The sequence below is a fragment of the Paenirhodobacter sp. YD-8 genome (assembly GCF_056590935.1).
The window spans coordinates 1,550,932-1,577,829 of record NZ_CM152649.1; the positions used below are offsets into that span (position 1 = coordinate 1,550,932).

The 26,898-nt window shown below is 67.9% G+C and carries 27 protein-coding genes and 1 tRNA gene; 17 read left to right on the top strand and 11 right to left on the bottom strand.

Features of this window, described 5'->3' with window-relative positions:
* Nucleotides 1–60: 60 nt before the first annotated feature.
* The 9 genes from gatB to AC0QTQ_RS07645 all read right to left on the bottom strand — a co-directional run bounded on the left by gatB (nt 61) and on the right by AC0QTQ_RS07645 (nt 7,628).
* On the bottom strand, nt 61–1,578 hold the full coding sequence (gatB, locus tag AC0QTQ_RS07605; protein ID WP_121531435.1) for an Asp-tRNA(Asn)/Glu-tRNA(Gln) amidotransferase subunit GatB: 1,518 nt from the start codon (nt 1,576–1,578) through the stop codon (nt 61–63).
* 249 nt (nt 1,579–1,827) lie between these two features.
* Entirely contained in the window at nt 1,828–2,907 is a 1,080-nt protein-coding gene (locus AC0QTQ_RS07610; RefSeq protein WP_121531433.1) for a 2'-deoxycytidine 5'-triphosphate deaminase, read from the bottom strand.
* A 56-nt stretch (nt 2,908–2,963) separates the two neighbouring features.
* Nucleotides 2,964–3,041: transfer RNA gene (locus AC0QTQ_RS07615), tRNA-Pro, on the bottom strand.
* Between the two features lie 110 nt (nt 3,042–3,151).
* Nucleotides 3,152–4,036 carry a MerR family transcriptional regulator gene (locus AC0QTQ_RS07620; RefSeq protein ID WP_480258959.1) on the bottom strand — a complete coding sequence of 295 codons (885 nt, stop codon included), beginning with the start codon at nt 4,034–4,036 and terminating at the stop codon, nt 3,152–3,154.
* A gap of 31 nt (nt 4,037–4,067) precedes the next feature.
* Nucleotides 4,068–4,370 carry an integration host factor subunit alpha gene (gene ihfA, locus AC0QTQ_RS07625; protein WP_121531431.1) on the bottom strand — a complete coding sequence of 101 codons (303 nt, stop codon included), beginning with the start codon at nt 4,368–4,370 and terminating at the stop codon, nt 4,068–4,070.
* A 126-nt stretch (nt 4,371–4,496) separates the two neighbouring features.
* Nucleotides 4,497–5,471: a beta-ketoacyl-ACP synthase III gene (locus AC0QTQ_RS07630; protein WP_480258961.1), complete on the bottom strand. Its 975-nt coding sequence runs from the start codon at nt 5,469–5,471 to the stop codon at nt 4,497–4,499.
* Entirely contained in the window at nt 5,468–6,508 is a 1,041-nt protein-coding gene (gene plsX, locus AC0QTQ_RS07635) for a phosphate acyltransferase PlsX (protein WP_480259203.1), read from the bottom strand. The genes AC0QTQ_RS07630 and plsX overlap by 4 nt, the downstream gene beginning before the upstream one ends.
* 147 nt (nt 6,509–6,655) lie before the next feature.
* The gene (rpmF, locus tag AC0QTQ_RS07640; protein WP_113901060.1) at nt 6,656–6,862 is read right to left on the bottom strand and encodes a 50S ribosomal protein L32; all 207 of its coding nucleotides are present in this window, start codon (nt 6,860–6,862) and stop codon (nt 6,656–6,658) included.
* 208 nt (nt 6,863–7,070) lie between these two features.
* On the bottom strand, nt 7,071–7,628 hold the full coding sequence (locus AC0QTQ_RS07645) for a YceD family protein (protein ID WP_480258962.1): 558 nt from the start codon (nt 7,626–7,628) through the stop codon (nt 7,071–7,073).
* A gap of 151 nt (nt 7,629–7,779) precedes the next feature.
* Between AC0QTQ_RS07645 and AC0QTQ_RS07650 the strand changes: the two genes are divergently transcribed.
* From AC0QTQ_RS07650 to AC0QTQ_RS07710, 13 genes are all read left to right on the top strand, one after another.
* Nucleotides 7,780–8,202: an outer membrane protein assembly factor BamE gene (locus AC0QTQ_RS07650; RefSeq protein WP_480259204.1), complete on the top strand. Its 423-nt coding sequence runs from the start codon at nt 7,780–7,782 to the stop codon at nt 8,200–8,202.
* An 87-nt stretch (nt 8,203–8,289) separates the two neighbouring features.
* Nucleotides 8,290–9,048, top strand: a complete 759-nt coding sequence (locus AC0QTQ_RS07655; RefSeq protein WP_480258963.1) for a GNAT family N-acetyltransferase — start codon at nt 8,290–8,292, stop codon at nt 9,046–9,048.
* A 346-nt stretch (nt 9,049–9,394) separates the two neighbouring features.
* Nucleotides 9,395–10,456, top strand: coding sequence for a methionine ABC transporter ATP-binding protein (locus tag AC0QTQ_RS07660; protein WP_480258964.1), 1,062 nt, complete (start codon nt 9,395–9,397; stop codon nt 10,454–10,456).
* On the top strand, nt 10,446–11,120 hold the full coding sequence (locus AC0QTQ_RS07665; RefSeq protein ID WP_480258965.1) for a methionine ABC transporter permease: 675 nt from the start codon (nt 10,446–10,448) through the stop codon (nt 11,118–11,120). The genes AC0QTQ_RS07660 and AC0QTQ_RS07665 overlap by 11 nt, the downstream gene beginning before the upstream one ends.
* Nucleotides 11,121–11,147: 27 nt before the next feature.
* A complete protein-coding gene (locus tag AC0QTQ_RS07670) occupies nt 11,148–11,924 on the top strand; it encodes a MetQ/NlpA family ABC transporter substrate-binding protein (RefSeq protein WP_121531416.1) in 777 nt (258 codons plus the stop codon).
* 108 nt (nt 11,925–12,032) lie between these two features.
* The gene (locus tag AC0QTQ_RS07675; protein WP_480258967.1) at nt 12,033–13,853 is read left to right on the top strand and encodes an ABC-F family ATP-binding cassette domain-containing protein; all 1,821 of its coding nucleotides are present in this window, start codon (nt 12,033–12,035) and stop codon (nt 13,851–13,853) included.
* A gap of 128 nt (nt 13,854–13,981) precedes the next feature.
* Complete coding sequence (locus AC0QTQ_RS07680; RefSeq protein ID WP_480258968.1) at nt 13,982–15,091, top strand: CaiB/BaiF CoA transferase family protein; 1,110 nt, start codon at nt 13,982–13,984, stop codon at nt 15,089–15,091.
* A 193-nt stretch (nt 15,092–15,284) separates the two neighbouring features.
* The gene (gene rplU / locus AC0QTQ_RS07685; RefSeq protein ID WP_121531410.1) at nt 15,285–15,671 is read left to right on the top strand and encodes a 50S ribosomal protein L21; all 387 of its coding nucleotides are present in this window, start codon (nt 15,285–15,287) and stop codon (nt 15,669–15,671) included.
* A 14-nt stretch (nt 15,672–15,685) separates the two neighbouring features.
* Nucleotides 15,686–15,955 carry a 50S ribosomal protein L27 gene (rpmA, locus tag AC0QTQ_RS07690; protein ID WP_121531408.1) on the top strand — a complete coding sequence of 90 codons (270 nt, stop codon included), beginning with the start codon at nt 15,686–15,688 and terminating at the stop codon, nt 15,953–15,955.
* A 190-nt stretch (nt 15,956–16,145) separates the two neighbouring features.
* Complete coding sequence (locus AC0QTQ_RS07695) at nt 16,146–16,685, top strand: GNAT family N-acetyltransferase (protein ID WP_121531406.1); 540 nt, start codon at nt 16,146–16,148, stop codon at nt 16,683–16,685.
* 182 nt (nt 16,686–16,867) lie between these two features.
* Nucleotides 16,868–17,893 carry a GTPase ObgE gene (obgE, locus tag AC0QTQ_RS07700; protein ID WP_480258969.1) on the top strand — a complete coding sequence of 342 codons (1,026 nt, stop codon included), beginning with the start codon at nt 16,868–16,870 and terminating at the stop codon, nt 17,891–17,893.
* A complete protein-coding gene (gene proB / locus AC0QTQ_RS07705) occupies nt 17,890–18,996 on the top strand; it encodes a glutamate 5-kinase (protein ID WP_480259205.1) in 1,107 nt (368 codons plus the stop codon). The genes obgE and proB overlap by 4 nt, the downstream gene beginning before the upstream one ends.
* 359 nt (nt 18,997–19,355) lie before the next feature.
* Nucleotides 19,356–19,622: a DUF1344 domain-containing protein gene (locus tag AC0QTQ_RS07710; RefSeq protein WP_121531400.1), complete on the top strand. Its 267-nt coding sequence runs from the start codon at nt 19,356–19,358 to the stop codon at nt 19,620–19,622.
* 45 nt (nt 19,623–19,667) lie between these two features.
* Here AC0QTQ_RS07710 and AC0QTQ_RS07715 read toward each other — a convergent pair whose 3' ends face one another.
* Nucleotides 19,668–21,044 (bottom strand): dipeptidase, encoded by a 1,377-nt coding sequence (locus AC0QTQ_RS07715; protein ID WP_480258970.1) that lies wholly within the window; start codon nt 21,042–21,044, stop codon nt 19,668–19,670.
* 219 nt (nt 21,045–21,263) lie between these two features.
* Between AC0QTQ_RS07715 and hemA the strand changes: the two genes are divergently transcribed.
* The 4 genes from hemA (at nt 21,264) to AC0QTQ_RS07735 (ending at nt 25,898) form a co-directional block, all read left to right on the top strand.
* Complete coding sequence (hemA, locus tag AC0QTQ_RS07720; RefSeq protein ID WP_121531396.1) at nt 21,264–22,493, top strand: 5-aminolevulinate synthase; 1,230 nt, start codon at nt 21,264–21,266, stop codon at nt 22,491–22,493.
* Between the two features lie 111 nt (nt 22,494–22,604).
* Nucleotides 22,605–23,855: a helix-turn-helix domain-containing protein gene (locus AC0QTQ_RS07725; protein WP_480258971.1), complete on the top strand. Its 1,251-nt coding sequence runs from the start codon at nt 22,605–22,607 to the stop codon at nt 23,853–23,855.
* Nucleotides 23,856–23,940: 85 nt separating this feature from the next.
* Complete coding sequence (gene ispG, locus AC0QTQ_RS07730) at nt 23,941–25,074, top strand: flavodoxin-dependent (E)-4-hydroxy-3-methylbut-2-enyl-diphosphate synthase (protein WP_480258972.1); 1,134 nt, start codon at nt 23,941–23,943, stop codon at nt 25,072–25,074.
* A 149-nt stretch (nt 25,075–25,223) separates the two neighbouring features.
* A complete protein-coding gene (locus AC0QTQ_RS07735; protein WP_480258973.1) occupies nt 25,224–25,898 on the top strand; it encodes a DUF1236 domain-containing protein in 675 nt (224 codons plus the stop codon).
* A 131-nt stretch (nt 25,899–26,029) separates the two neighbouring features.
* Here AC0QTQ_RS07735 and AC0QTQ_RS07740 read toward each other — a convergent pair whose 3' ends face one another.
* Nucleotides 26,030–26,776 carry a DsbA family protein gene (locus AC0QTQ_RS07740; protein WP_121531388.1) on the bottom strand — a complete coding sequence of 249 codons (747 nt, stop codon included), beginning with the start codon at nt 26,774–26,776 and terminating at the stop codon, nt 26,030–26,032.
* Nucleotides 26,777–26,898: the final 122 nt, after the last annotated feature.

A 26,898-nucleotide genomic window follows, 5' to 3' on the forward strand; every position in this document is an offset into this window, starting at 1 on the left:
GGGCGCGGAACGGAACAGGGCGCCCGAAGGCGCCCTGACCCAGGTGCGAGGAGGCCGGGATCAGATCCCGAGCTTCTGCGCCACGATTTCCTTCACCGCCGCCGGGTTCGCCTTGCCGCCCGAGGCCTTGATCACCTGGCCGACGAACCAGCCCACCAGCTTCGGGTTGGCCTTGGCCTTCTCGACCTCGGCCGGGCTTTCCGCGATGATCTTGTCCACCGCCGCCTCGATCGCGCCGAGGTCGGTGACCTGCTTCATGCCGCGCGCGGTGACGATCTCGGCCGGATCGCCGCCCTCGGTGTAGACGATCTCGAACAGGTCCTTGGCGATCTTGCCCGAGATATCGCCCGACTTGATCAGGGTGATGATGCCGCCAAGCTGCGCCGGGCTCATCGGGCTTGCATCGATCTCGGCGCCATCCTTCTTCAGCCGGCCGAAGAGCTCGTTGATGACCCAGTTCGCGGCCAGCTTGCCGTCGTCGCACACGGCCACGACCGCCTCGAAGTAATCGGCATTCTCGACCTCGGCGGTCAGCACCGAGGCGTCGTATTCGCTCAGGCCAAGCGCATCGACGAAGCGCGCCTTCTTCTCGTCGGGGAGTTCCGGCATCGCCGCGGCGATATCGTCGACCCAGGCCTGCTCGATCTCGAGCGGCAGCAGGTCGGGGCAGGGGAAGTAGCGATAGTCATGCGCCTCTTCCTTCGAGCGCATCGAGCGGGTCTCGTTCTTGTCGGGGTCGTAGAGGCGGGTTTCCTGCACCACCACGCCGCCGTCCTCGAGAATGGCGATCTGGCGGCGCGCCTCGTAGTCGATGGCGGCCTGTATGAAGCGCATCGAGTTCATGTTCTTCAGCTCGCAGCGCGTGCCGAGATGCGAGAAATCTTGCGTCTCCTGGTATTTCTCGTATTGCCCGGGGCGGCAGACCGAGACGTTGACGTCGCAGCGCAGGTTGCCGTTTTGCATGTTGCCGTCACAGGTGCCGAGATAGCGCAGGATCTGGCGCAGCTTCACCACATAGGCGGCCGCTTCCTCGGGGCCGCGGATGTCGGGGCGCGAGACGATCTCCATCAGCGCGACGCCGGTGCGGTTGAGGTCGACGAAGGACATGGTCGGGTCCATGTCGTGGATCGACTTGCCCGCGTCCTGCTCGAGGTGGATGCGCTCGATGCGGACCTTGCGGGCGATGCCCGGGCCCATGTCGACCAGAATCTCGCCCTCGCCCACGATCGGGTGATAGAGCTGGGAGATCTGATATCCCTGCGGCAGGTCGGGGTAGAAGTAGTTCTTCCGGTCGAAGGCCGAGCGCAGGTTGATCCCCGCCTTCAGGCCAAGCCCGGTCTTCACCGCCTGGGCGATGCAGAACTCGTTGATCACCGGCAGCATGCCGGGCATCGCCGCATCGACGAAGGCGACGTGGCTGTTCGGTTCCGCGCCGAAGCCGGTCGAGGCGCCGGAGAAGAGCTTGGCATTCGAGCTCACCTGCGCGTGCACCTCCATCCCGATCACCAGTTCCCAGTCGGCCTTGGCGCCGGCGATGACTTTCGGTTCGGGGGTCTTGTAGCTGAGATGGTCGAGCATGGTCCGCTTCCGTATCAGGGTCTGGCTCGCGTTCTAGGACGTCGGCGCCGCCGGGGCAAGAACCCCGGGCGTTTCGCGGCCGGTTCTGTGTGCAAGGGGGCGCTGCCCCCTCGGGCTTCGCCCTCACCCCCGGGATATTTGAGGCAATTGGAAGCAGAAGCCCCTTTGCGCTTTCTCCTTGCCCGAATTACCTCGGGGGTGAATTGGCGCAGCCAAGAGGGGGGCAGCGCCCCCTTCTGTCCGCCGGGGTCAGCCGGCGCGGAAATGCTTGGCGAGTTTCAGGCCCTGGCCCTGGTAGTTCGAGGCGATGCCGGTGCCGTAAAGCCGTTCCGGGCGGGCGGTCATCCGCTCGTAGACCAGCCGGCCTACGACCTGGCCGTGTTCGAGCACGAAGGGGGCCTCGTGGCAGCGCACCTCGAGCACGCCGCGCGAGCCTGTGCCGCCTGCCGCACCATGGCCGAAGCCCGGGTCGAAGAAGCCGGCATAATGCACCCGGAACTCGCCCACCATGGCGAGATAGGGCGCCATCTCGGCGGCGTAATCGGGCGGGATCGTCACCGCCTCGCGCGAGACGAGGATGTAGAAGGCGCCGGGGTCGAGGATGATCCGCCCCTCGCGGGTGCGCAGCTCCTCCCAGAAATCGGCGGCAAGGTAATGACCGATGCGGTCGAGGTCGATCACCCCGGTGTGCGGCTTGGCGCGGTAGCCGACGAGGTCGCCCGTCTCGGGCAGCAGGTCGACGGAGAAGCCGAGGCCGGCGTCGATCACCGCTTCGCCGGTGACGAGCGGCTCGGCCGCGTGCAGGGCGGTCAGCTCGGCATCGCTCAGCACCGCTTGGCCGCGGCGGAAGCGGATCTGGTTGAGCCGCATCCCGGGCCGCACCAGCACCGAGAACGAGCGCGGGCAGATCTCGGCATAAAGCGGGCCGGTGTACCCTTCGGGGATGCGGTCGAATTCGGTGCCGCCATCGGTGATCACCCGGGTCAGCAGATCGAGCCGGCCGGTCGAGCTTTTTGCATTGGCGACGGCGGTGATGCCCTCGGGCAGCGCCAGCCCCTCCATCAGCGGCACGAGATAGACGCAGCCCTTTTCGAGCACCGCCCCATGGGAAAGATCCATCCGGTGCATCTCGAAATCGGCGAGCTTGGTCTCGACGCGGGTGCCGCGGCCGGCGAGGAAGGAGGCGCGGATGCGGTAGGCGACGGTGCCAAGGCGCAAATCGAGGCTGGCGGGCTGGATCTGGCCGGAGACGAGGGGCAGGGCGGCGGCAATCTCGCCGCGCTCGACCATCGCGCGGATCGCGCTGTCGGGCAAAACGCCGTGGGTCATCGCAGCCTCCCTCGCATAGACGAACGCCCACCCCGAAGGGTGGGCGTTTCTCGTGATGGTCGGGCCGGAGAGATTCGAACTCTCGACCTTCCGCCCCCCAGACGGACGCGCTAACCAGGCTGCGCCACGGCCCGACACGAGGCGCATATAGAGGCATCCGGGCGGCGGGCGCAAGCGGCAAAACGCAACTTTTTGCAACGGCCTGCCGGAAGCCCGTCGCGGGCCTTGCAGGGCGTGGGAGGGCTCAGCGCGGCAGGGCGCGCGGCGGCTGGCCCATCCGGGCCTGCAGTGCCGAGAGCCGGTCGCAGGCGGCCAGCAGCCGCATCCGGTCGGCGGTGCCGAGCATGGCAAGGTCGAGCCCGGCGAGACCGCGGGCGAGGGCGGCCAGCGGTGCTTGCGCGGCCTCGATCGGCGCGGGCTCCGGTTCGGGGGCAAGCGTGCGGGTGCTGCCGGCGACCAGGAGACTCACCACGCGGGCAAGCGCCTCGGGCGCCTCCTCCTCCTCGACGTCGAGGGCGATCGGCGCCTCGGGCACCTCCTCGGTGAGGTCGGGCCGGGCGAGGTCTGGCGAGTCGTCTTCGATCTCGACGAGCGAAAGGCTGTCGATCTCGGCGATGATCTCGGTCGTCTCCTCGGCCGGCGCGTCGAAGAGCGAGGCCTGACGCCAGGAAGCGATGCGCGGGGTGAGCAGGGTGCCGGTGGGGTCGGCGGGCGGCTCGGCCGTGTCGGCTGCGTCCGTCTCGACCGCGTCGGGGGGCTCTGCCGTGATCGGCTCGGCGGGCGCGTCGACAGTGTCGGGCGCCGCGGCGGTGTCGGGCGTGTCGTCGAGGACAGGCTCGGCCGGGGCCGTGTCGAGGCTCAGCTCGACCCGTGCGGCGATCTGCTTCGCGCCCTGTTCGCGCAGCATCTTCTGCACGCCGCGGATGGTCATCCCCTCGTCATGCAGCAGCTTCTTGATGCCGGCGAGCAATTGCACGTCGTCGGGGCGGTAATAGCGTCGCCCGCCCGCGCCCTTGACCGGCTTCACCTGCGGGAAACGGCTTTCCCAGAAACGCAGCACATGGGTGGGCGTCTCCAGAAGCTCGGCCACTTCGGAGATCGTGCGGAAGGCATCGGCGGACTTGCTCATCTCGCGGTCCTGGTCGCGGCGGGGCGGCGCGTCACTTCGCGTTGCCGGCCGCGACGCGATCCTTCATCAGGTGCGAGGGCCGGAACGAGAGCACGCGGCGCGGGCTGATCGGGACTTCCTCGCCGGTCTTCGGATTGCGCCCCATGCGCGAGCTTTTCTCGCGCACTGAGAAGGTGCCGAAGGACGAGATCTTCACCGTCTCGCCCGAGGCCAGCGCATCGGACATGTGGCGCAGCACGCTTTCGACAAGCTGCGCGGATTCGTTGCGGCTCAGACCGACTTCGCGGAACACCGCTTCGCTCAGGTCCATGCGCGTCAGGGTCTTTTCGGACATCGTGTCATCCCCCCGGATGTGACTGCGCCCACGATGGGCGCAAATCCATGCCGGAGTCAATAAGAACGGCTTGTCAACGGCTTGCGCGGCGCTCTGACGCAGCCGCAACGCCTGTCTGAGCAGCGCTTACCAGCGCAGCACCACCGAGCCCCAGGCGAGGCCGCCGCCGATCGCCTCGGTCACGACGAGGTCGCCGGTCTTGATCTGACCGCGCTGCTTGCCGACCGAGAGGGCAAGGGGAATCGATGCGGCCGAGGTGTTGCCGTGATCCTGCACGGTCAGCACGACGCGTTCCATCGGCACCTGCATCCGCTCGGCCGTGGCCGAGATGATGCGCAGGTTGGCCTGATGCGGCACGATCCAGTCGACATCCTCGCCGCTCATCCCGATCTTGTCGAGCGCGGTATGGGCGGTTTCGGCAAGCTTCTGCACGGCATGCTTGAAGACCGCGTTGCCCTGCATCCGCAGATGGCCGGCGACGCCATTCGTGGAAACGCCGCCGTCGACATAGAGCAGCTCGCGATAGCGCCCGTCGGAATGCAGATCGGTCGACAGCACGCCGCGATCGCTGTTCGCGCCGCTGCCCTCGGCCGCCTCGAGCACCAGCGCGCCGGCGCCGTCGCCGAAGAGCACGCAGGTGCCGCGGTCGGTCCAGTCCATGATCCGCGAGAAGGTCTCGGCCCCGATCACCAGCACGCGTTCGGCCTGCCCCGAGACGATCAGCCCGTTCGCGTTCGCCAGCGCATAGACGAAGCCCGCGCAGACCGCCTGCACGTCATAGGCAAAGCCATGCGTCGAGCCGAGCCCGGCCTGCACCATGGTGGCGACGGAGGGGAAGGTGAAATCGGGGGTCGAGGTGGCGACGACGATCGCGTCGATGCGGTCGGCGGGGATGCCGGCATCCTCGAGCGCCGCCTGCGCGGCCTTGATCGCGAGCTGCGAGGTGGTCTCGCCCTCGGCGGCGAAGTGGCGCCGCTCGATGCCGGTGCGCGCCCGGATCCATTCGTCCGAGGTCTCGAGCGTCGTCTCGAACTCGCTGTTCTCGACGACGCGCGCCGGCAGGTAATGGCCGACGCCGCGGACGACGGATCTGATCTTCATAGTTCGTTCTCGCTGGATGCCTCTTCCGAGGGCGCATCCTGCCTTGCCGCTGACGCAGAGGCAACCCGTGCCGCGAGCCTTTCGACGAAACCGGAGCGGGCGAGGCGGGCGGCAAGCTCGATCGCGGCCGCGACACCGGTCGCGTCGGCCGAGCCATGCGACTTCACCACGGTGCCGTTCAACCCGAGGAAAACGCCGCCATTGGCGCGTCGCGGGTCGATCTGCGCGCTCATCCGCTTCAGCGGACCCATGGCGAGCAGCGCGCCGAGCTTGGCCAGCGGCGTCGCGGTCAGCGCCCCGCGCAGCAGTTCGGCCGCAAGTTTCGCCGTGCCCTCGGCGGTTTTCAGCGCAACGTTGCCGGTGAAGCCGTCGGTCACGATCACGTCAACGCGGTCCGAGGGCAGGTCATTGCCCTCGACGAAGCCGACGAAATCGAAGGCGCCGGCGTCCTGCGCCGCGCCGATCATCTCATGCGCGAGCTTGAGCTCGGCGTGGCCCTTGTGTTCCTCGGTGCCGACGTTGAGCAGCCCGACGCGCGGCCGGGCAAGGCCGAGCGCGTTGCGGGCATAGGAGGTGCCCATCAGCGCATAGGTCAGCAGATCGGGGGCCTCGGCCTTCACGTCGGCGCCCATGTCGAGCATGACGTTCCAGCCGGTCGGGTTGCGCGAGGGCCAGAACGAGGCGATGGCGGGGCGGTTCACCCCGGGCAGCTTGCGCAGCCGCAGCATCGACACCGCCATCAGCGCGCCGGTGTTGCCGCAGGAAACGGCAACCGCCGCCTCGCGCTCGCGCACCGACTCGATCGCCGACCACATCGAGGTGTCCTTGCCGCGCCGCATCACCTGCGACGGCTTGTCGTGCATCGTCACCACGCCCTCGGCATGGTGCAGCACCGCGCAATCGGCAAGGCCGCGCGCGGCGATCAGCGGGGCAAGCTCGGCCTCGCGGCCGTGCAGGATGAAGCGCAGGGCCGGATTGGCCTGATGCGCGATCTGCACGCCATCGAGCACCGCGACAGGGCCGCGGTCGCTGCCCATGGCATCGATGGAAATGACGATGGCGCCGGACACGGCCGGCGCCTTGGCCGCGGTCTCGCGGCCTTCCGTCTGCGCGGAATCGGTCCGGCCTTCGGCCCGCGTCTGCTCTTGTTCAGGCAGCATGGATCAGAGGCTCGGGCGACGCGCTTACGCGGCGTCGTCGTCCAGATCGACCTCGACGGCCTGGGCAACGACTTCGCGGTCGTCATAGTGACCGCAGGCGCCACAGACGTGGTGCGGACGCTTCAGTTCGCCGCAGTTCGGGCATTCAGCCGGGTTGGCGGCAACAAGAGCGTCATGCGCACGGCGCATGTTACGGCGGGAGCGCGTGACTCGGTTCTGCGGCACAGCCATGTCTAATCCTCGATTGTTCGCGGGCACAGGGCCCTGATTTCCTTGAGTATCGTCACTGGCGCCGGAGAGCGGACCGGGTGCGAACCCAGACTTCGAATGAGGCCGGGAACATACTGCGATTCCGCCCCGTTGCAAGCCCTTTCTTGCACTGTCGCGCCATGCGGGCGCCGATGTGCAAAAGCCGGGCAGGCGGCGCGCAAGCGGGCGCTCACTCGTCGCCCGTCTCGTCCTTCTTCGCCATCAGGTCGCGCAGGTTGGCGAAGGGGCGGGCGTCCTCGTCGCGCATCGGCACGGCGCCCGGCTCGGTCACCACGGTCTCGTCGAGCTCGGCACCCGGCGCCCGCGGATAGAGCGGCAAGGCAAGTTCGAGCACCTCGAGCGCCACCGCGGCAAGGTCGATCACCGCGGGCAGCGGCTCGCTCGTGTCGTCCTCGGGCATCTCGACCTCGTCGCCCTCGGGCTCGGGCATGTCGGCGAGGTAGTGGCGCTGCACGCCCTCGCTCAGCCGGGTGGTGACCGGGGCGAGGGTGACGACGCAGGATTGCACCACCTCGGCCTCGAATTCGGCCTGCAAGGTCCAGTCGCTCCGCCCTTGCGGGGTCAGCGTTCCGTTCAGTCGCAAAGAGTTGAGCGCCTCGAGTCCGGCCCAGTCGGCGATTGCCGCGCGGGTCTCGGCATCGGGGCGCAGGTCGAAACGATTGGGCTTGCGGCTCGCCAGTTCGGCGGGGCGGAGCGGCGCGCTCCAGGGAAGGGGGGCATCGGTCATGGCGGCTCCTGGGTGTCTGGTCCGGCCGCCTCTGCATCATGCTTGAGGGCCGGGCCGGGTTGTTGTAAGCGGGATAAAAGGCCGCAGGCCACGAGGCAAGAGGGGGTAACAGGTGAGCACCGGAACCGTGACGCGGCGCATTGCGCTGGCGATGGCCCTTGGCGCGAGCCTCTTGGCGGCTGGCTGTACGGCGATTTACCAGAATCACGGCTATGTCCCGTCCGACGAGGACCTGTCGCAGGTCCAGGTCGGCAAGAGTTCGCGCGACGACGTGGCCTCGGCCGTGGGGCGGCCCTCCGCCTCGGGCGTGCTCGAGGGCTCGGCGTGGTATTACGTCGGCTCGCGCTGGAAATACTACGGCGCCCGCGCGCCGCAGGAGATCGACCGCCAGGTCGTCGCGGTCAGCTTCGACAAGAACGGCACCGTCGCCAATGTCGAGCGCTTCGGCCTCGAACGCGGCGAGGTGGTGGTGCTGTCGCGGCGCGTGACGAAGTCGAACATCAAGGGCATCAGTGTCGTGCGGCAGCTTCTTGGCAGCTTCGGCCGGGTGTCGGCGACGCAACTCACGCAGTGAGTTTCCCGGGCCCGCGGCGGTTTTCCTTTCGCCGCGGCCCCGAGTCGCCTATGCTTCTCCCCGTTCGGGTCAACCCGGGGAGCCACCATGTTTTCGCTCGCAAGGGGACGTTACGCCGCGCGTTTCGCCGCGACCCCGTCCGACCTTCGGGCTGCGCAGGCGCTGCGCTGGCGCAGCTTCCTCGGCGCGCGCGGCGCGGCCGGCGCGGGGTCCGTGCCGCTTGATGCCGATGCGTTCGATGCCGTCTGCCAGCACGTTCTGGTCGAGGAGGTCGTCACCGGACGGCTCGTGTGCTGCTTCCGGCTGCTGCCTTTGAGGGACGGCAGCGAGATCGGCCGCAGCTATTCCGCACAATATTACGAGCTTTCGGCGCTGCAGGGATTCGGCGGGCCGATGGTCGAGATGGGGCGCTTCTGCATGGAGCCAGGGGTGCACGATCCCGACATCCTGCGCGTCGCCTGGGGCGCGATGACGCGCTTCGTCGATGCCGAGAAGGTCGAGATGCTGTTCGGCTGTTCCTCCTTCACCGGCACCGACTGGGAATATTTCGCCGATGCCTTCGCCGTGCTGGCCGAGCGCCATCTGGCGCCGCGGCGCTGGTGGCCGCGGGTGAAGGCGCCGAAGGTGGTGCGCTATGCCCGGGCGCTGATCGGCCGGCCGGGGGACCCGAAACAGGCGATGCTGCGGATGCCGCCGCTGTTGCGCAGCTATCTGACGATGGGGGGCTGGGTCAGCGACCATGCCGTGGTCGACGAGGATCTGGGCACGCTCCATGTCTTCACCGGGCTCGAGATCGGCGCGATTCCGCCGGCCCGGGCGCGGGCGCTGCGGATGGTGGCCGGGTAGGGGGCGCTGCCCCCTCTTCGGCTGCGCCGAATTCACCCCCGGGATATTTGGGGCAATTGGAAGCAGGACGCGGGGCGCTTTGCCAGGGGCGATTCTCTGCGCGGTTCGGCGCAGGATCTCGCGCTGTGGAACGCTTTGGGGGCGCGGTTTTCGGGGGGTAGAAGAATATCCTGAAAACCCGACAAATTTTAGCGTGATTGTTTGCTTGAACCCGGCGCGCGGATCTGGCGTAACACCCGGGACGGGGCGCATCGGGTGTCCCGGGCCCCGGCGCGGGGTTGTATCTGCCGGCCGCTTCCCCTTTATGGGCGGTCAAATCGAGTCCACAGCCATATCGGACACAGGGATGCAACGGGATATCACCAGCGGCGCGGCCATCACCTTCGACGGGGTCGGCAAGAGCTATCCGAAGACGGGCGGCGGCAGCGTCACGGCGCTCGAGGGGATCACCTTCGAGGTGCCGGCCGGCTCGATCACCGGCATCATCGGGCGGTCCGGCGCGGGCAAGTCGACGCTGCTGCGGATGGTCAACGGGCTCGAGCAGCCGACGGCGGGCACGATCACCGTGGCCGGGCGCGACGTCGGCCGGGCCCGCGGCGCGGCGCTGCGCGAGATCCGGCGCGAGGTCGGGATGATCTTCCAGCACTTCAACCTGCTCTCGTCGCGCACGGTCGAGGACAACGTGGCGCTGCCGATGGAGATTGCCGGCATTCCCGCGGCGAAGATCCGCCCGCGGGTGCGCGATCTCATCGCCCGCGTCGGGCTCGAGCCGCTGGCCGGGCGCTACCCGGCCGAGCTTTCGGGCGGGCAGAAGCAGCGCGTCGGCATCGCCCGCGCGCTCGCCACCGATCCGAAGGTTCTGCTGTCGGACGAGGCGACCTCGGCGCTTGACCCCGAGACGACGCAGACGGTGCTGCGGCTTCTGGCCGACATCAACCGCGACCTCGGGCTGACGATTCTTCTGATCACCCACGAGATGGCGGTGGTGCGCGACATCGCGAGCCATGTCGCGGTGATCGAGGGCGGGCGGATCGTCGAGCAGGGGCTCACCTATGACGTCTTCACCGCGCCGCAGCATCCGACGACGCGCAGCTTCCTTGCCGGCGTCACCGGCGTCACCCTGCCGCGCTTCATCGCCGACAGGCTGCAGACCGACCGCCCTGAAGGGCCGGCGCGCGAGGTGATCCGCATCACCTTCCTGGGCGACAATGCGACCGACCCGCTGCTCGCGCGGATGAGCGCGACGCTGGGGCTCGATGTCAACATCCTCGCCGGCGCCATCGAGGAGATCGGGCCGCGCCCCTTCGGCAATCTGCTGGTCTCGATCGACGCGGCCCGGGCGGCCGAGGCGCGGGCCTATCTCGAAAGCCATCAGCAGCGCACGGAGGTGCTGGGCTATGTCCTCTAATCTGATCAACCTGCTGATCTCGGCCACCTGGCAGACGCTCTACATGGTCTTCCTGTCGACGCTGATCGGTGCGGCCATCGGCCTGCCGATCGGCGTGTTCCTTGCCTGTTCGCGCCGCGGCGAGCTGCTGTCGGCGCCGGCGGTGAACAAGGTGCTGGGCATCGTCGTCAACGCGACCCGCTCGATCCCCTTCATCATCCTCGTCGTGGCGATCATCCCCTTCACCCGGCTGATCGCCGGCACCTCGATCGGCACCACGGCGGCGATCGTGCCGCTGACCATCGCCGCCGTGCCCTTCATCGCCCGGCTGATCGAGAATGCGATCCGCGAGGTCGATGCGGGGCTGATCGAGGCCGCCCGCGCCATGGGCGCGACGCCCCTGCAGATCATCCGCAAGGTGCTGATCCCCGAGGCGCTGCCGGGCATCACGCTCGGCCTCACCCTCGCCGTCGTCAGCCTGATCGGCTATTCGGCGATGGTCGGTGCGGTCGGCGGCGAGGGGCTGGGCGACCTTGGCATCCGCTATGGCTATCAGCGCTTCATGCCCGACGTGATGGCGATGGTGGTGGTCATCCTGATCGTTCTCGTCCAGCTCGTGCAGACCATCGGCGAATGGATTGCACGGCGGGTGGACAAACGCGCGCCCGGCAACCGCGGCGCATAACTTTTCAAGCTCAGAGGGAAAATTCCGATGAAAAAGCTGATGACGCTGATCTCCGTGCTCGCGCTCACGGCCGGGACCGCGATGGCCGAGGACATCAAGGTCGGGGTCTCGCCGGGCGAGCATGCCGAGATCATGGAAGAGGTGGCGAAGGTCGCCAAGCCGATGGGCCTTGATATCAAGGTGATCGAGTTCTCGGATTACGTGGTGCCGAACCAGGCGCTCGCCGATGGCGACATCGAGGCGAACTCGTTCCAGCACAAGCCCTACCTCGACAACCAGATCAAGGACCGCGGCTTCAAGCTGGTGCCGGTGGGGACGACGATCACCACGCCGATGGGTCTCTATTCGAACAAGGTGAAGTCGCCTGCCGACCTGAAGGACGGCGATACCGTCGGCATCCCGAACGACCCGACGAACGGCGGCCGCGCGCTTCTGGTGCTGCAGGACTTCGGTCTGATCAAGCTCGCCGACGGCACCGGCCTGACCCCGACCGTGCTCGACGTGACCGAGAATCCGAAGAACCTGAAGTTCCAGGAACTCGACGCCGCGCAGCTGCCGCGTTCGCTTGCCGATCTCGACGCGGCGATGATCAACACCAACTATGCCATCGCCGCCGGTCTGAACCCGAAGACCGACACGATCGCGATGGAAAAGGCCGACAACCCCTATGTGAACATCATCGTGGTGCGCGAAGGCGACGAGACCGCGCCCTGGGTGAAGACGCTGGTCTCGGCTTATCACTCGGACGAGGTGAAGAAATTCATCGAGGACAAGTATCACGGCACGGTGCTGACCTCCTGGTGAGCCGTTCCTGGATCCAATCGGCGGGCGCCCCTTCGGGCGCCCGTTTGCATGTGCGGCCCCCTGCACGCCCCCGTTGACCTTTCGCCGCCGCCCGGCTAGCGGAGAGCCATGGCACGCGCACCCCTTCTCCAGCTTTCCGGCATCTCCCTCACCTTCGGCGGCGACCCCGTCTTCGAGGGGCTCGATCTCACCGTTCAGGAGGGCGACCGCATCGCGCTCGTGGGCCGCAACGGCTCGGGCAAGTCGACGCTGATGAAGGTGATGGCGGGGCTGGTCGAGCCCGACCAGGGCTCGCGCGTGGTGCCGAGCGGCACGCGCGTGGGCTACATGGAGCAGGAGCCGGACCTCTCGGGCTTTGCGACGCTTGGCGATTTCGCCGGATCGGGCCTCTCCGAGGCCGAACACTACCGCGTCGAGATGGTGGCCGAGGGGCTGAAGTTCCGCCCCGAGACCCCGGTCGCCACCGCCTCGGGCGGCGAGCGGCGGCGCGCGGCGCTGGCCAAGCTTCTCGCCGAGGCGCCGGAACTCATGCTGCTCGACGAACCCACCAACCACCTCGACATCGAGGCGATCGGCTGGCTCGAGAACGAGCTGAAGACCACCCGCACCGCCTTCGTGCTGATCTCGCACGACCGCGCCTTCCTGCGCAACCTGACGCGGGCCACGCTCTGGCTCGATCGCGGCGCGCTGCGCCGGCAGGAGCGCGGCTTCGAGGCCTTCGAGGACTGGCGCGAACAGATCTGGACCGAGGAGGACGAGGCCCGCCACAAGCTCGACCGCAAGATCAAGGCCGAGGCGAAATGGGCGGTCGAGGGGATCTCGGCACGGCGCAAGCGCAACATGGGCCGGGTGCGCGCGCTCCAGGCGCTGCGCGCCGAACGCGCGGGCCAGATCCGCCGCCAGGGCACCGCGGCGATGGAACTTGAAAGCTCGGGCACCTCGGGCAAGCGGGTGATCGAGGCGAAGGGCCTCACCAAGTCCTTCGGCGACAAGGCGATCGTGAAGAATTTCGACCTGCGCGTGCTGCGCGGCGACCGTGTCGCCTTCGTCGGCCCGAACGGCGTGGGCAAGACCACGCTGCTGAAGATGCTGACCGGCGAGATCGCGCCCGACGCGGGCACGGTGACGCTGGGCACCAATCTCGAGATCGCGGTCTTCGATCAGGCGCGTGCCACGCTCGACCTCGACCAGACGCTCTGGGACGGGATGGTGAACGATCCCGACATGCGGGTCTCGGGGCAGTCCGACCAGGTGATGGTGCGCGGCCGGCCGAAGCATGTGGTGGCCTATCTCAAGGACTTCCTCTTCGACGAGAGCCAGGCGCGCGCGCCGATCGGCTCGCTGTCGGGCGGCGAACGGGCGCGGCTTCTGCTCGCTCGGATCATGGCGAAGCCCTCGAACCTGCTGATCCTCGACGAACCGACGAACGATCTCGACGTCGAGACGCTCGATCTGCTGCAGGACATCCTTGGCGAGTATGACGGCACCGTGCTGCTGGTCAGCCACGACCGCGACTTCATCGACCGTGTCGCGACGACGACGATCGCGATGGAGGGCGACGGCCGCGCCACGGTCTATGCCGGCGGCTGGAGCGACTATCAGGCGCAAAAGGCGCTGAGCGCCCCCGCGGTGCCGGCCGTCGTCGCCGCCGCGCCGAAGAAGGCCGAGCCCGCCGCCGCCCCGAAGGCCGCGCCGAAGAAGCCGGGCCTCAGCTTCACCGAGAAACACCGCCTCGAGGAGCTGCCCGGCGTCATCGACAAGCTCGAGCGCGAGATCGGCAAGCTCTCCGAACTCCTCTCCGACCCCGAGCTTTTCACCCGCGAGCCGGTGAAGTTCAAAAAGGCCACCGAGATGCTGGGCGAGCGTCAGGCGGCGCTGAGTGCGGCCGAGGAGGAATGGCTGACGCTCGAGGAAAAGGCGCAGGGCTGAGCCTGGCCGGCGGTGACGCTGCGTCACGGCGCGGCCGCCTTTACCCCTTCATCTTGCCGGAAATACCTTGCGGGGGTCCGGGGGTGCAAAACCCCCGGCCGCGCCACCAGAGGCCCGCAGGAGACCAGATGACCACATCGCCGCAAGGCCCGCTTGCCGGGCTCCGTATCGTCGAGATTTCGGGCCTCGGCCCCACGCCCTTCACCGTGCAGCTTTTTGCCGACATGGGGGCCGAGGTGATCCGCATCGCGCGGCCGAACTCGGGCGGCGCGGCAAACCACGTCCTCGGCATTGCGAACGACCCGATCGAGCGCGGCCGCGACGTGCTGGAGCTCGATCTCAAGGCGCCCGAAGACCTTGCCGTCGCGCGCCGGCTGATCGCGCAGGCCGACGCGCTGGTCGAGGGGATGCGCCCGGGCGTGATGGAACGCCTCGGCCTCGGCCCCGCTGATTTCCCCGAGAACCCGCGCCTCGTCTATGGCCGGATGACCGGTTGGGGGCAGAGCGGCCCGCTCGCCCAGACCGCGGGGCACGACATCAACTTCGTCGCGCTCTCGGGGGCGCTCGGCGCGATCGGCACGCCCGAGACGCCGACGATCCCGCTCAACCTGGTGGGCGATTTCGGCGGCGGCTCGATGTGGCTGGCCTTCGGCATCATGGCGGCGCTGTGGCATGCGAAGGCGACGGGGCAGGGGCAGGTGGTGGATGCCGCGATCACCGACGGCATCGCCGGGCTTCTGGGGATGATGCACGGGCTCAGGGCCAGCGGGCTCTGGTCCGATAGGCGCGGCGAGAACCTGCTCGACGGCGGCGTGCCCTATTACGGGGTCTATCCCTGCAAGGCGGGCGGCCATTTCGCCATCGGCCCGATCGAGGAGAAATTCTGGGCCGAGTTTCAGCGCCTGATGGGCTTTGCCCCGGGCGAGCTGCCCGACCGCGCCGACCGCGCCCTCTGGCCCGAACTGCGCGCGCGCATCGGCGCGCGGTTCATGGAAAAGACCCGCGCCGAATGGGAGGCGATCTTCGACGGCACCGACGCCTGCGCGACGCCGGTTCTGACGGTGTCGGAGGCGGTGACCCACCCGCACAACGTCGCCCGCGGCGCCTATCTGCGCCATGAGGACATCGTGCAGCCCGCGCCCGCGCCGAAGCTGAGCCGCACCCCGGGCGCGATCGGGTCGGGTTCGACGCTGGCCCGGATCGGGCGCGAGGAGGCGCTCGCCCGCTGGCAGGCCTGAGGCGGGCCGCGCAAGAGCCTTGACTTGCGCCCCCCGATCTCCGATAAGCCGCCAACCCGGCAGAGGACTCCCTCTTGCGGGGGGAATCATATGCAACAACGCCCCGGGAGGGGCGCGCTGCCCGAGGCGGGCCCGCAAGGGCCGTGAAACTCCGCAAGGGGCCACAGGGCGCGGCTTGGAAAAGGAAGAACGCATGTTTGCGGTCCTCAAGACTGGCGGCAAGCAATACAAGGTCCAGGCGGGCGACGTGCTCCGCGTGGAACTGATCGCTGCCGTTGCTGGCGACAAGGTCCAGTTCAACGAGATTCTGATGGTTGGCGGCGACACCCTGACCGTTGGCGCCCCGCTCGTCGAAGGCGCTGCGGTCGTCGCGGAAGTCATCGACACCATCAAGGCCGACAAGGTCATCACCTATCACAAGCGCCGCCGCAAGCATTCGTCGCAGCGTACCCGTGGCCACCGTCAGAAGCTGACGCTGGTGCGCGTGACCGAGGTTCTCGCCTCGGGCGCCGCTGCCTCGGGCGTGAAGGAAGCCGTCGGCACCGCTGCTGCGCGCGTCGCCGCGCACGAAGCGAAGTAAGAGGAGACTGACAGATGGCTCACAAGAAAGCAGGCGGTTCGTCCCGCAACGGCCGCGACTCTGCCGGTCGTCGTCTTGGCGTCAAGCTCTACGGCGGTCAGGCCGCGGTTTCGGGCAACATCATCGTGCGTCAGCGCGGCACCACCTGGTGGCCGGGCGAAGGCGTGATGATGGGCAAGGACCACACCATTTTCGCCGTCACCGAGGGCAAGGTCACCTTCAAGAAAGGCCTCAAAGGCCGGACCTTCATCTCGGTTCTTCCCGTTGCGGAGGCGGCCGAGTAAGCCGAACCGCAATCCGGACAGGAACAGGGGGATCGGCTGCAAGGCCGGTCCCCTTTGTCTTTGCTGCGATGCGGCATGGTGATCTCGAAGAATTCATCGAATTTTCAAACGGGTAGGGTTCAAATTGTCATCGTCCCGCCCCATTTTCAGGACCAAAGTGAACAGGCCCGCGTTTCGAGGAGGAGCGCAGATGTTTCAGGAAACCCTCACCGCTCAACCCGTGATTGAGGCCGGCCGCTTCGTGCTGCGCCCGCTGCGCCGCTCGGACGCCGGGCTGATCTCGATGTACACGGCCGATCGCCGCGTCGCCGAGGGCACCCGCGCCATCCCGCATCCGCTGCCGCCCGGGGCCGCCGAGAACTTCGTCGCCCGCGCCATGGCCGAGAAGCGGTCGGAAGATGTCTGGGCGATGGACGGATCGGCGAACGGTCTGGCCGAGGTGCTGGGCATCGTCTCGCTCACCCGCGTCGAGCCCGACCAGTCCGAGGTCGGCTTCTGGGTCGGGCCGGGGTTCTGGAACACCGGTTTCGCCTCCGAGGCGGTGGCCGCACTCGTCGCCGCGAACCCGCACAATTCGCGCACCCTCTTTGCCGAGGTGTTCCAGGACAACCCGGGTTCGGCCCGTGTCCTGACGAACTCGGGCTTCGAATATCTGGGCGATGCCGAGAGCTGGTCTGTGGCGCGCGGCGGCCGGGTGCCGACCTGGACCTATCTGCGCAAGATGGGCTGAGGGCAGACGGGAGGGCGCTGCCCTCCCGGACCCTCCCGAGGTATTTATGGCAAGATGAAGGGTGGGTCTCTTTCATCTTGCCATAAATACCTCGGGGGTGTGGGGGCGGCGCCCCCACGCGTGGCTTGAAGAATGCGGCGTGCCGGCGTAAACGGACGCCTTGCAAACAGGGACGACCGCCGATGAAATTCCTCGACCTCGCCAAAGTCTACATCCGCTCCGGCGCCGGTGGCGGCGGCTCCGTCAGCTTCCGCCGGGAGAAGTTCATCGAGTTCGGTGGACCTGACGGCGGTGACGGCGGCAAGGGCGGCTCGGTCTGGGCCGAGGCGGTCGAGGGGCTGAACACGCTCATCGACTTCCGCTATCAGCAGCATTTCTTCGCGCAGAATGGCCAGCACGGCATGGGCAGCCAGCGCACCGGCGCGGATGGCGACGACATCGTCCTGAAGGTGCCGGTCGGCACCGAGATCATCGACGAAGACGAGGAAACCGTCCTCGCCGATCTGACCGAGCCGGGCAGCCGGGTGTTGCTGGCGAAGGGCGGCAACGGCGGCTGGGGCAACCTGCGTTTCAAGAGCTCGACGAACCGGGCGCCGTCGCGGGCGAACCCGGGCCAGGAAGGGGTCGAGCGCACGCTCTGGCTGCGGCTGAAGCTGATCGCCGACGCCGGGCTGCTGGGCCTGCCGAATGCCGGCAAGTCGACCTTCCTTGCCGCGGTCTCGAACGCGCGGCCGAAGATTGCGGATTACCCCTTCACCACGCTGGTGCCGAACCTTGGCGTTGTCGGCATCGACGGCAAGGAATTCGTCATCGCCGACATTCCCGGGCTGATCGAGGGCGCCTCCGAGGGGCGGGGGCTGGGCGACCAGTTCCTCGGCCACGTCGAGCGCTGCTCGGTGCTCCTGCATCTGGTCGATGGCACTTCCTCGACCCTGACCAAGGATTATCGCACCATCATCGGCGAGCTCGAGGCCTATTCGCCGGACCTCGCCGAGAAGCCGCGGGTGACGGTGCTGAACAAGATCGACGCGCTTGATCCGAAGACGCTGTCGAACCGCAAGCGGGCGCTCGAGAAGGCGTCGGGCGGGCCGGTTCTGCTGATGTCGGGGGTCTCGAAGCAGGGCGTGAACGAGGTTCTGCGCAAGCTTTGGGCCGAGATCTCGGAGGATCGGGCCGGCGAGGAAGAGGTGAAACCGTGGCGTCCCTGAAGCCGGATGTGCGGGCCGCGTCGCGGCTGGTGATCAAGATCGGCTCGGCGCTGCTGGTGGGGGAGGGCGGTCTCAAGACCGACTGGCTTGTCGCGCTGGCCGAGGACGTGGCGGCGGCGCGGGAGCGGGGCACCGATGTGGTGCTCGTCTCCTCGGGCTCGATCGCGCTTGGTCGGCGGGTGCTTGGCCTGCCGGCGGGGGCGCTGGCGCTCGAGCAGAGCCAGGCCGCGGCGGCGGTGGGACAGATCCGCCTTGCCCGCGCCTACGAGCAGGTTCTGGCCCCGCATGGGGTGACCACGGCGCAGGTCCTGGTGACGCTCGAGGATACCGATGACCGGCGCCGCTATCTGAACAGCCGCGCCACGATGGAGACGCTGCTGTCGCTCGGCGTCGTGCCGATCGTGAACGAGAACGACACCGTCGCCACCGACGAGATCCGCTTTGGCGACAACGACCGGCTGGCGGCGCAGATCGCCGTCACCGTGGGCGCCGATCAGCTGATCCTGCTGTCGGATGTCGACGGCTTCTATACCGCGAACCCGAAGGAAGACCCGAGCGCCGAGCGCTTCGAGATCGTCGAGCATATCTCGCCCGAGATCGAGGCGATGGCGGGTGACCCGATCTCGGGGCTGTCGAAGGGTGGCATGAAGACGAAGCTTCTGGCGGCCAAGACCGCGGTGGCCGGTGGCTGTGCCATGGCGATCATGGAAGGCTCGGTCGCGCGGCCGCTCTCGGCGCTGGCCCTGGGCGCGAACAGCACCTGGTTCCTGCCCGAGGGCGACCCGCAGGTGGCACGCAAGCGCTGGATCGCGGCGATGAAGCCGCGCGGCGAGATCTTCGTCGATGCGGGCGCGGTCGAGGCGCTGATGTCGGGCAAGTCGCTGTTGCCGGCGGGCGTCACCAAGGTCGTCGGTCAGTTCGGCCGGGGCGAGCCGGTGGCCGTTGCCGGCCCCGACCGGGCGATCCTGGCGAAGGGCCTTGTGCGCTATACCGCCGAGGAGGCGCACAAGATCGCCGGTCACCGCTCGCGCGAGATCGAAGAGATTCTCGGCTATCCGGGGCGGGCGGCGCTGATTCACCGTGACGACATGGTGGTGGGCTGAGCCGGCCCTGCCGGCCGCGAGGGGCGATGACGTGCCCCTCTCCCGAGCGTGATTTGCAGCGCCCGCCCCGGTGGCGGGTGTTTCGCTGTCAGGGCCTTGGCGCGGCACGAAATCCGGCCCTTGCGGAGCTGAGAAGCGTCGCGCAACACGCCGAAATCACGTGGAATTCATCGCTTTCACCAGGGGCGATCACGGCCGATCAAATGGCGAGGCCCCCCCTGCCGGCACGGCCGGAGGACGGCTAATCTGTTCGCCGAAGCCTGGGTCTGTCGGGTGGCGCCGTGCCATTGACGCGACCGGCCATGAAGGTTTCGTCCCACCGGCCCGCAGCAAAAGGGGCCGGCTTCACGGAGCAGATCATGCGTTCCATCCTTCTTCCCGTCGTCACCGTTCTCGCGCTCGGCTCGGCCTCGCTTGCCATGGCCGCGGGCGCGACCACGACCGACGGCACGATCAAGACGATCGACAAGAAAGCGCATTCCGTCACGCTGTCGGATGGCAGCACCTACATGATGCCGAAGACGGTCAAGCTGAAGGAGTTCAAGGTCGGCGAGAAGGTCGCCGTCACCTGGGAACAGAAGGGCAAGGTGAACGAGGCCACGGCGCTCGTCGCCGTCAAGGGCTGAGGCCCGAAGAGGGGCGGAGACCGCGCGGCCTCCGCCCCCTTTTGCTCACTTGGCGATGCGGTCGAGCACGCGGGCCCAGCTGCGGATGCCCTTGTGGAACGACTTCACGTCGTATTTCTCGTTCGGCGAATGGATCGCGTCATCGTCATTGGCATAGCCGATCAGCATCGCGTCCATGCCGAGGATCGACTTGAAATAATAGGCGATCGGGATCGAGCCGCCCATGCCGACGATCACCGCCTCGCGGTTCCACTCGTCCGACAGCGCCTGACGCGCCGCCTCGAACTCGGGGCGGGCGGTGTTCATCACCGCGGCCGGCGCGCCGTCGAGATCGCTGTCCCAGGTGACGCGCGCGTCGACGGGCAGATGCGCCTCGACATGGCGGCGCACCGCGGCGCGGACCTTCGCCGGGTCCATGTCGCCCACCAGCCGGCAGGTGATCTTGCAATGCGCCTCGGCCGGGATCACGGTTTTCGAGCCCGCGCCCTGATAGCCGCCCCAAAGGCCGTTGATCTCGAGCGTCGGACGCGCCCATTGCTGTTCGAGCGTCGAATAGCCCTTCTCGCCATGGGCGACGGTCATGCCGGCATGGGCGAGATACTCGGCCTCGTCGAAGCCGCAGTTCTCCCACTGCCGTTTCAGCTCTTCGGGGACCTCGTGCACGCCCTCGTAGAAGCCCTCGACCGCGACGCGGCCGTCCTCGTCATGGAAGCTCGCGATCAGTTTCGAGATCTCGCGCAGCGGGTTCAGCGCCGGGCCGCCGTAATGGCCCGAATGCAGGTCGATGCGCGGGCCGTGCAGGGTAAACTCTTCCTTCAGCATGCCGCGCAGCTGGCCGGCGATCGAGGGCACGCCGGGCGAGACCATCGAGGTGTCGCAAATGAGCGCAAGGTCGCAGCTCAGCTCGTCCTTGTTCGCCTGCAGGAAGGGGATGAGCGAGGGCGAACCCGATTCCTCTTCGCCCTCGAAGAAGATCGTCAGGTTGCCGGGCAGGGTGCCGTTCACGTCCTTGTAAGCGCGGCAGGCCTCGAGGAAGGTCATCAGCTGGCCCTTGTCGTCGGAGGAGCCACGGCCGCGGATCACCGGGCCGTTCGCGGTTTCCTCGATCGCCGGGTCGAAGGGCTCGCGCGTCCACAGGTTCAGCGGGTCGACCGGCTGCACGTCATAATGGCCGTAGAACAGCAGGTGCGGGCCCGGGCCCTCGTGCCGCGCCACCACCATCGGGTGGCCGGGGGTGGGCCGGATCTCGGCCTTGAAACCGAGCGAAGTCAATTCCTTGACCAGCCAGCCGGCGGCGCGGGCGCAATCGCCCTTCCACGCCGGATCGGTCGAGATCGAGGGGATGCGCAGAAGCTCCATCAGGCGGTCGATCGCCTGGGGCAGCTCTGCGTCGATGCGGGTGAGAACGGCGTCAATGGTCATGCGTGCCTCCTGTATCGGCGCACCCTAGCACCGGGGGCGGCACTGTCCAGTGCGCCCGGGCAGAGGCCTGGGGCTCTCCACCTTTGGTCGGGCTTGGCCGGGCGGGACAAGAGGCGCGACAATTTTTCGCTCCCATCCGGGCTGTTTGACCTCTATCAATGCGCCCACGCGATACAGGCCGCTAAGGCAAACCCAGCGAACCAGGCAAGGGAAACGGAAATGGACTACGATCTCGCGCTCGATCAGGCGATCCAGAAGCTGCACGACGAGGGCCGCTACCGGGTCTTCATCGATATCGAGCGTGAAAAGGGCGCTTTCCCGAAGGCGGTGTGGACGCGCCCCGACGGCTCGAAGAAAGAGATCACCATCTGGTGTGGCAACGATTATCTCGGCATGGGTCAGCACCCGGTGGTGCTTGCGGCGATGCACGAGGCGCTCGATGCCACCGGCGCGGGCTCGGGCGGCACGCGCAACATCTCGGGCACCACGGTCTATCACAAGCGCCTCGAGGCCGAGCTTGCGGATCTGCACGGCAAGGAAGCCGCGCTGGTGTTCTCGAGCGCCTATATCGCCAATGACGCGACGCTCTCGACGCTGCGCGTGCTGTTCCCCGGCCTCATCATCTATTCGGACGCGCTCAACCACGCCTCGATGATCGAGGGGATCAAGCGCAACGCCGGCCCGAAGCGGATCTTCCGCCACAATGACGTCGCGCATTTGCGCGAGCTGCTGGCGGCCGACGATCCGGCGGCGCCGAAGCTCATCGCCTTTGAATCGGTCTATTCGATGGACGGCGATTTCGGCAAGATCACCGAGATCTGCGATCTCGCCAAGGAATTCAACGCGCTGACCTATCTCGACGAGGTGCATGCGGTCGGCATGTATGGCCCGCGCGGCGCCGGCATCGCCGAGAAACTGGGCGAGATGGGCCGCATCGACATCTTCAACGGCACGCTCGGCAAGGCCTTCGGCGTCTTCGGTGGCTATGTCGCGGGCACGGCGAAGATGATGGACGCGCTGCGCTCCTATGCGCCGGGCTTCATCTTCACCACCTCGCTGCCGCCGGTGATCGCCGCGGGGGCCGCCGCCTCGATCGCCTTCCTCAAGACCGCGGCCGGGCAGGAGCTGCGCGACAAGCAGCAGCTGCACGCGAAGATCCTGAAGATGCGGCTGAAGGCGCTTGGCATGCCGATCATCGACCATGGCAGCCACATCGTGCCGGTGGTGATCGGCGATCCCAAGCACACCAAGGCGCTCTCGGACATGCTGCTCGAGGAATTCGGCGTCTACGTGCAGCCGATCAACTTCCCGACCGTGCCGCGCGGCACCGAGCGGCTGCGCTTCACGCCCTCGCCGGTGCACGATCTGAAGCAGATCGATCACCTTGTGCGCGGGATGGATACGCTGTGGTCGCGCTGTGCGCTGAATCGCGCTGAGGCGAGTGCCTGAGGCGTTTTCTGCGGGTGCACGGCTCTCCGCCTTGTGATAGGAAATGACCATGAATCGCGGGCGGGGATCGCGATTCGAGAAACTCAGGAACTTGAAGGCAGGATCGGGCACATGATCGGGCGGAGGATTGCTCCTTCGACGCAGGAAGAGGACAAGCCGAAAGGCTTCGACGACTTCGAACTGCGGCTTGGCGACGTGATGCGGGGCGAGCGCGCGACGCTCGCCAAGTCGCTTCTTGACGTGCAGCGCGAGCTGCGCATCAAGGCGGCCTATATCGCGGCGATCGAAAGCGGCGATGTCGCGGCCTTCGAGACGCCCTCCTTCATCGCGGGCTATGTGCGCTCCTATGCGCGCTATCTGGGCCTTGACCCGGACTGGGCCTTCCGCCGCTTCTGCGCCGAGGCGGGGTTCCAGCCGACGCATGGCATGGCTGCCGCCGCCTCCGGCCCGAAACCGCAGCGCCGCCCGGCCGATGTGGCCGAAGCGCTGGCCAATCCGAACGCCACCTTCGTGCCGAAGACCGAGGCGTTCTGGACCAAGATCGAACCGCGGGCCGTGGGCTCGGTGCTGGTTCTGGCGCTGGTCGCCGGCGGCATCGGCTATGGCGGCTGGACCGTGCTGCAGGAAGTGCAGCGCGTGCACCTCGCTCCGGTCGACCAGACCCCGGGCGTGGTCGCCGAGATCGACCCGCTGCAGTCCGTGACGCCGGTGCAGACCGCCGACAACGACGTGCCGCCCTCCGCCCCGTCGCCCGAGGCGCTTGACCGGATCTATCGGCCGCAGACGCTCGACGTGCCAGTGCTGATCGCGCGTGACGGCCCGATTGCCGCGATCGACCCGAATCAGGTCGGCGTGCTGCCGGGGACCGGTATCGTCTCGTCGCAGACTGCCGTGGCCCAGGCCCAGCCGGGCGAGCCCGCTCAGGGCGTGCAGATGGCCGCCGCGGCCCCGGTGCAGTCCGGCCCCGATGGCGCCGTGGTGCGCACGCTCGGCGCCGATGTGCCGGCGGTCGAGGTGCTGGCGGTGCGCCCCTCCTGGGTGCGGATCTCGGCGGCCGACGGCTCGGTCCTGTTCGAGAAGGTGATGGACGCCGGCGAGCGCTACACCGTGCCGAAGCTGGAAGAGGCGCCGGTGATGCGCACGGGCGAGTCGGGCGCGATCTATTTCGCGGTGAACGGCATTGCGCATGGCCCCGTCGGCAAGCGCGGCGAGGTGACCAAGGGCATCGTGCTCTCGCCCGAGGCGCTCGATCAGAAATACGCCGTGGCCGATATCAAGGCCGATGGCGATCTGGCGAAGATGACCGCGATGGCCGATGCCAGCGCCCTGGTGCCCGCCGCGGCCGATCAGGCCGGCGAGTAAGCGCCGCGCACATCGGCTCCCCCCTTCGGCCGTTGCCCTCGGGCAGCGGCCGCTCTATGTCTGGGGCAGCAATCGGAGGTCCGACATGTCGCTCAATCCCATCCGTCCCTGGCGCAACATCGAACGCCGCACCTCGCGGCAGATCATGGTGGGCAAGGTCCCGGTGGGGGGCGATGCGCCGATCTCGGTGCAGACGATGACCAACACCGACACCTCGGATGTGAAGGCGACGCTCGATCAGGTGCTGCGCGCGGCCGAGGTCGGCGCCGACATCGTCCGCGTCTCGACCCCGGACGAGGCCTCGACCCGGGCGCTGAAGGAGATCTGCCGCGAAAGCCCGGTGCCGATCGTCGCCGACATCCATTTCCACTATCGCCGCGCGATCGAGGCCGCCGAGGCCGGCGCCGCCTGCCTGCGCATCAACCCCGGCAACATCGGCGACGAGCGCCGGGTCAGGGAAGTGATCCGCGCCGCCAAGGACCATGGCTGCTCGATCCGGATCGGGGTGAATGCCGGCTCGCTCGAGAAGCATCTGCTCGAGAAATACGGCGAGCCGTGCCCCGACGCGATGGTCGAAAGCGCGCTCGAACATATCCGCATCCTCGAGGACAACGACTTCCGTGAATATAAGGTCTCGGTGAAGGCCTCGGACGTGTTCCTTGCCGCCGCCGCCTATCAGGGCCTCGCCGAGGCGACCGACGCGCCCATTCACCTTGGCATCACCGAGGCGGGCGGGATGATCGCCGGCACGGTGAAATCGGCGATCGGGCTCGGCAACCTCCTGTGGATGGGCATCGGCGACACGATCCGCGTCAGCCTGTCCGCCGATCCGGTCGAGGAGGTGAAGGTCGGCTTCGAGATCCTGAAGTCGCTCGGCCTGCGTACCCGCGGCGTGCAGATCATCTCCTGCCCGAGCTGCGCGCGGCAGGGCTTCGACGTGATCAAGACGGTCGAGATCCTCGAAAAGCGGCTTGAACACATCAAGACGCCGATGAGCCTCAGCATCATCGGCTGCGTGGTGAACGGGCCCGGCGAGGCGCTGATGACCGATATCGGCTTCACCGGCGGCGGCGCGGGGGCGGGCATGGTCTACATGGCCGGCAAGCAGAGCCACAAGCTGTCGAACGAGCAGATGGTCGACGAGATCGTGCGCCTCGTCGAGGAGCGCTCGGCGCGGCTCGAGGCCGAGGCACAGGCGGCCGAAGCTGCGGCCCAGTGAAGGGGCAGGTGACGGCAAATCCCCGCCGGTTCCGGTGAAGCACCTGAAATCATTGTGACGGCCGTCTCCGGAACGGGGGCGGCCGTTTGCCGTTTCTCCTCCACATCGCGGCGGGCACGGCGCCCCGCCGCCAGACAGGAGGACAACAGATGTTCAACCGTTCGACCGCGATCCTCGCCCTTGCGAGCCTCGGCCTCGTCACCGCGGCGGGCTCGGCCGCGGCGTTGCAGGCCGTCGTTGCTGCGCCCGTCACCCTTTACGCCGCCCCCGTGCCGGGGGCGCAGGCGGTGGCCGATGCGCCGGCCGCCACCGCGCTCACCGTCGAGGGCTGTCTCGCCGCCGCGCCCTGGTGCGAGGTCACCTATAACGGCGTCGCGGGCTGGGCCCCGGCGGGCCAGCTCGGCGTGCAGAGCGGCGAGAAGATGGTGATGCTGTCCGAGCGTCCGGCGGGCATCACGGTGAAGACCGTGACCTATCAGACCGGCACCAAGGACGGGCAGGGCGCCGCGGCACTTGCGGGGGTCGGCTCGGGGGCTGCCGCGGGGGCGGCGATCGGCGGGCCGGCAGGCGCCGTGGTCGGGGCGCTTCTGGGCGGCGTCGCCTTCGGCGAGGCGGCGAAACCCACGACCGAGACCGTGACCTTCGTCGAGAGGAACCCGGTGCCGCCGGTCTATCTCTCGGGCGATCTCGCCCCGGGGGCGGTGCTGCCCGACACTGTCGCCCTCGTCCCGGTGCCCGACAGCCCCTATGCCTATGTGAACGTGAACGATCATCCGGTGCTGGTGACCCCCGAGAACCGCCAGATCGTCTACATCGTGAACTGACCGCCGGCCTCCCCCGGCCTGAGATGACAAAGGGGCGCAAACCTGCGCCCCTTCTGCCTGCTTCCAATTGCCCCAAATATCCCGGGGGGAGCCCGGAACGGGTGGGGGGCAGCGCCCCCCCCTTCGCCGTCTCAGCCGCGCTGCTCGGCGACGATCTTCGCCATCGCCTCCTCGGGGGCATAGCCGCGCAGCATCTCGTTGCCGATGATGAAGGTCGGCGTGCCCGAGATGTTCATCCGCTCGGCGAGCTGGTGGTTCGCACGCAGCACCGCCGTTACCTCCTCGGTGTTCATCGTCTTGATGATCGCATCGGCGTCGAACTTGTTGTCCTCGGCCAGACGCTTCAGCCCCTCGAGGCTGATGTCGCCGCGCATCCCGATCAGCGCGTCATGCACGGTCTTGTAGGCCGCATCGCCCGCCACCTGCTTCGTCGCCACGGCAAAGCGTGCGCCCAGCTCCGACTGCTGGCTCAGGATCGGGAATTCCTTCACGATCAGGCGGATGTTGCCGTCCTTCTTGAGCAGGTCCTCGACCTCGGGGAAGGCCTTCTTGCAATAGGTGCACTTGTAATCCATGAACTCGACGATGGTCACATCGCCCTCGGGATTGCCGCCGATCCAGCTGAAGCCATCCTCGAAGATGTCCTTGGCATTGGTGTCGACGAGGGTCTTGTCATTCTCGACCGCGGCGGCCTGCTGACGCTCCTCGAGCACGTTGATCGCCTCGACCAGAACCTCGGGGTTCTGCATCAGATAGTCCTTCACCGCCTCGCCGAAGGCGGCCTTCTCCTCGGTCGTCATCTTTGACAGATCGAGCGCGCCCGCCGGTGCGGCAAGTGCCGTGGAAAGGGCAAGGGCGGAAAGCAGCGTGCGGGTCATCGGATCATCCTTTGTGTCGCCCCGGGGAAGGCGGGGCAGGTCGCGGCCACACTGGCCAATCGGGCGGGCAGGCGCAAGGGGGCGGGCGCGCCGGCGCAGGGGGCAAGGGCACGCCCCAAGGC

What these genes read in the sequence shown, in the direction of transcription:
- gatB (WP_121531435.1), bottom strand. Translation starts at nt 1,578, where the DNA reads ATGCTCGACCATCTCAGCTACAAGACCCCCGAACCGAAAGTCATCGCC.
- AC0QTQ_RS07610 (WP_121531433.1), bottom strand. Translation starts at nt 2,907, where the DNA reads ATGACCCACGGCGTTTTGCCCGACAGCGCGATCCGCGCGATGGTCGAG.
- AC0QTQ_RS07620 (WP_480258959.1), bottom strand. Translation starts at nt 4,036, where the DNA reads ATGAGCAAGTCCGCCGATGCCTTCCGCACGATCTCCGAAGTGGCCGAG.
- ihfA (WP_121531431.1), bottom strand. Translation starts at nt 4,370, where the DNA reads ATGTCCGAAAAGACCCTGACGCGCATGGACCTGAGCGAAGCGGTGTTC.
- AC0QTQ_RS07630 (WP_480258961.1), bottom strand. Translation starts at nt 5,471, where the DNA reads ATGAAGATCAGATCCGTCGTCCGCGGCGTCGGCCATTACCTGCCGGCG.
- plsX (WP_480259203.1), bottom strand. Translation starts at nt 6,508, where the DNA reads ATGGGCAGCGACCGCGGCCCTGTCGCGGTGCTCGATGGCGTGCAGATC.
- rpmF (WP_113901060.1), bottom strand. Translation starts at nt 6,862, where the DNA reads ATGGCTGTGCCGCAGAACCGAGTCACGCGCTCCCGCCGTAACATGCGC.
- AC0QTQ_RS07645 (WP_480258962.1), bottom strand. Translation starts at nt 7,628, where the DNA reads ATGACCGATGCCCCCCTTCCCTGGAGCGCGCCGCTCCGCCCCGCCGAA.
- AC0QTQ_RS07650 (WP_480259204.1), top strand. Translation starts at nt 7,780, where the DNA reads ATGGCCCTTGGCGCGAGCCTCTTGGCGGCTGGCTGTACGGCGATTTAC.
- AC0QTQ_RS07655 (WP_480258963.1), top strand. Translation starts at nt 8,290, where the DNA reads ATGTTTTCGCTCGCAAGGGGACGTTACGCCGCGCGTTTCGCCGCGACC.
- AC0QTQ_RS07660 (WP_480258964.1), top strand. Translation starts at nt 9,395, where the DNA reads ATGCAACGGGATATCACCAGCGGCGCGGCCATCACCTTCGACGGGGTC.
- AC0QTQ_RS07665 (WP_480258965.1), top strand. Translation starts at nt 10,446, where the DNA reads ATGTCCTCTAATCTGATCAACCTGCTGATCTCGGCCACCTGGCAGACG.
- AC0QTQ_RS07670 (WP_121531416.1), top strand. Translation starts at nt 11,148, where the DNA reads ATGAAAAAGCTGATGACGCTGATCTCCGTGCTCGCGCTCACGGCCGGG.
- AC0QTQ_RS07675 (WP_480258967.1), top strand. Translation starts at nt 12,033, where the DNA reads ATGGCACGCGCACCCCTTCTCCAGCTTTCCGGCATCTCCCTCACCTTC.
- AC0QTQ_RS07680 (WP_480258968.1), top strand. Translation starts at nt 13,982, where the DNA reads ATGACCACATCGCCGCAAGGCCCGCTTGCCGGGCTCCGTATCGTCGAG.
- rplU (WP_121531410.1), top strand. Translation starts at nt 15,285, where the DNA reads ATGTTTGCGGTCCTCAAGACTGGCGGCAAGCAATACAAGGTCCAGGCG.
- rpmA (WP_121531408.1), top strand. Translation starts at nt 15,686, where the DNA reads ATGGCTCACAAGAAAGCAGGCGGTTCGTCCCGCAACGGCCGCGACTCT.
- AC0QTQ_RS07695 (WP_121531406.1), top strand. Translation starts at nt 16,146, where the DNA reads ATGTTTCAGGAAACCCTCACCGCTCAACCCGTGATTGAGGCCGGCCGC.
- obgE (WP_480258969.1), top strand. Translation starts at nt 16,868, where the DNA reads ATGAAATTCCTCGACCTCGCCAAAGTCTACATCCGCTCCGGCGCCGGT.
- AC0QTQ_RS07710 (WP_121531400.1), top strand. Translation starts at nt 19,356, where the DNA reads ATGCGTTCCATCCTTCTTCCCGTCGTCACCGTTCTCGCGCTCGGCTCG.
- AC0QTQ_RS07715 (WP_480258970.1), bottom strand. Translation starts at nt 21,044, where the DNA reads ATGACCATTGACGCCGTTCTCACCCGCATCGACGCAGAGCTGCCCCAG.
- hemA (WP_121531396.1), top strand. Translation starts at nt 21,264, where the DNA reads ATGGACTACGATCTCGCGCTCGATCAGGCGATCCAGAAGCTGCACGAC.
- AC0QTQ_RS07725 (WP_480258971.1), top strand. Translation starts at nt 22,605, where the DNA reads ATGATCGGGCGGAGGATTGCTCCTTCGACGCAGGAAGAGGACAAGCCG.
- ispG (WP_480258972.1), top strand. Translation starts at nt 23,941, where the DNA reads ATGTCGCTCAATCCCATCCGTCCCTGGCGCAACATCGAACGCCGCACC.
- AC0QTQ_RS07735 (WP_480258973.1), top strand. Translation starts at nt 25,224, where the DNA reads ATGTTCAACCGTTCGACCGCGATCCTCGCCCTTGCGAGCCTCGGCCTC.
- AC0QTQ_RS07740 (WP_121531388.1), bottom strand. Translation starts at nt 26,776, where the DNA reads ATGACCCGCACGCTGCTTTCCGCCCTTGCCCTTTCCACGGCACTTGCC.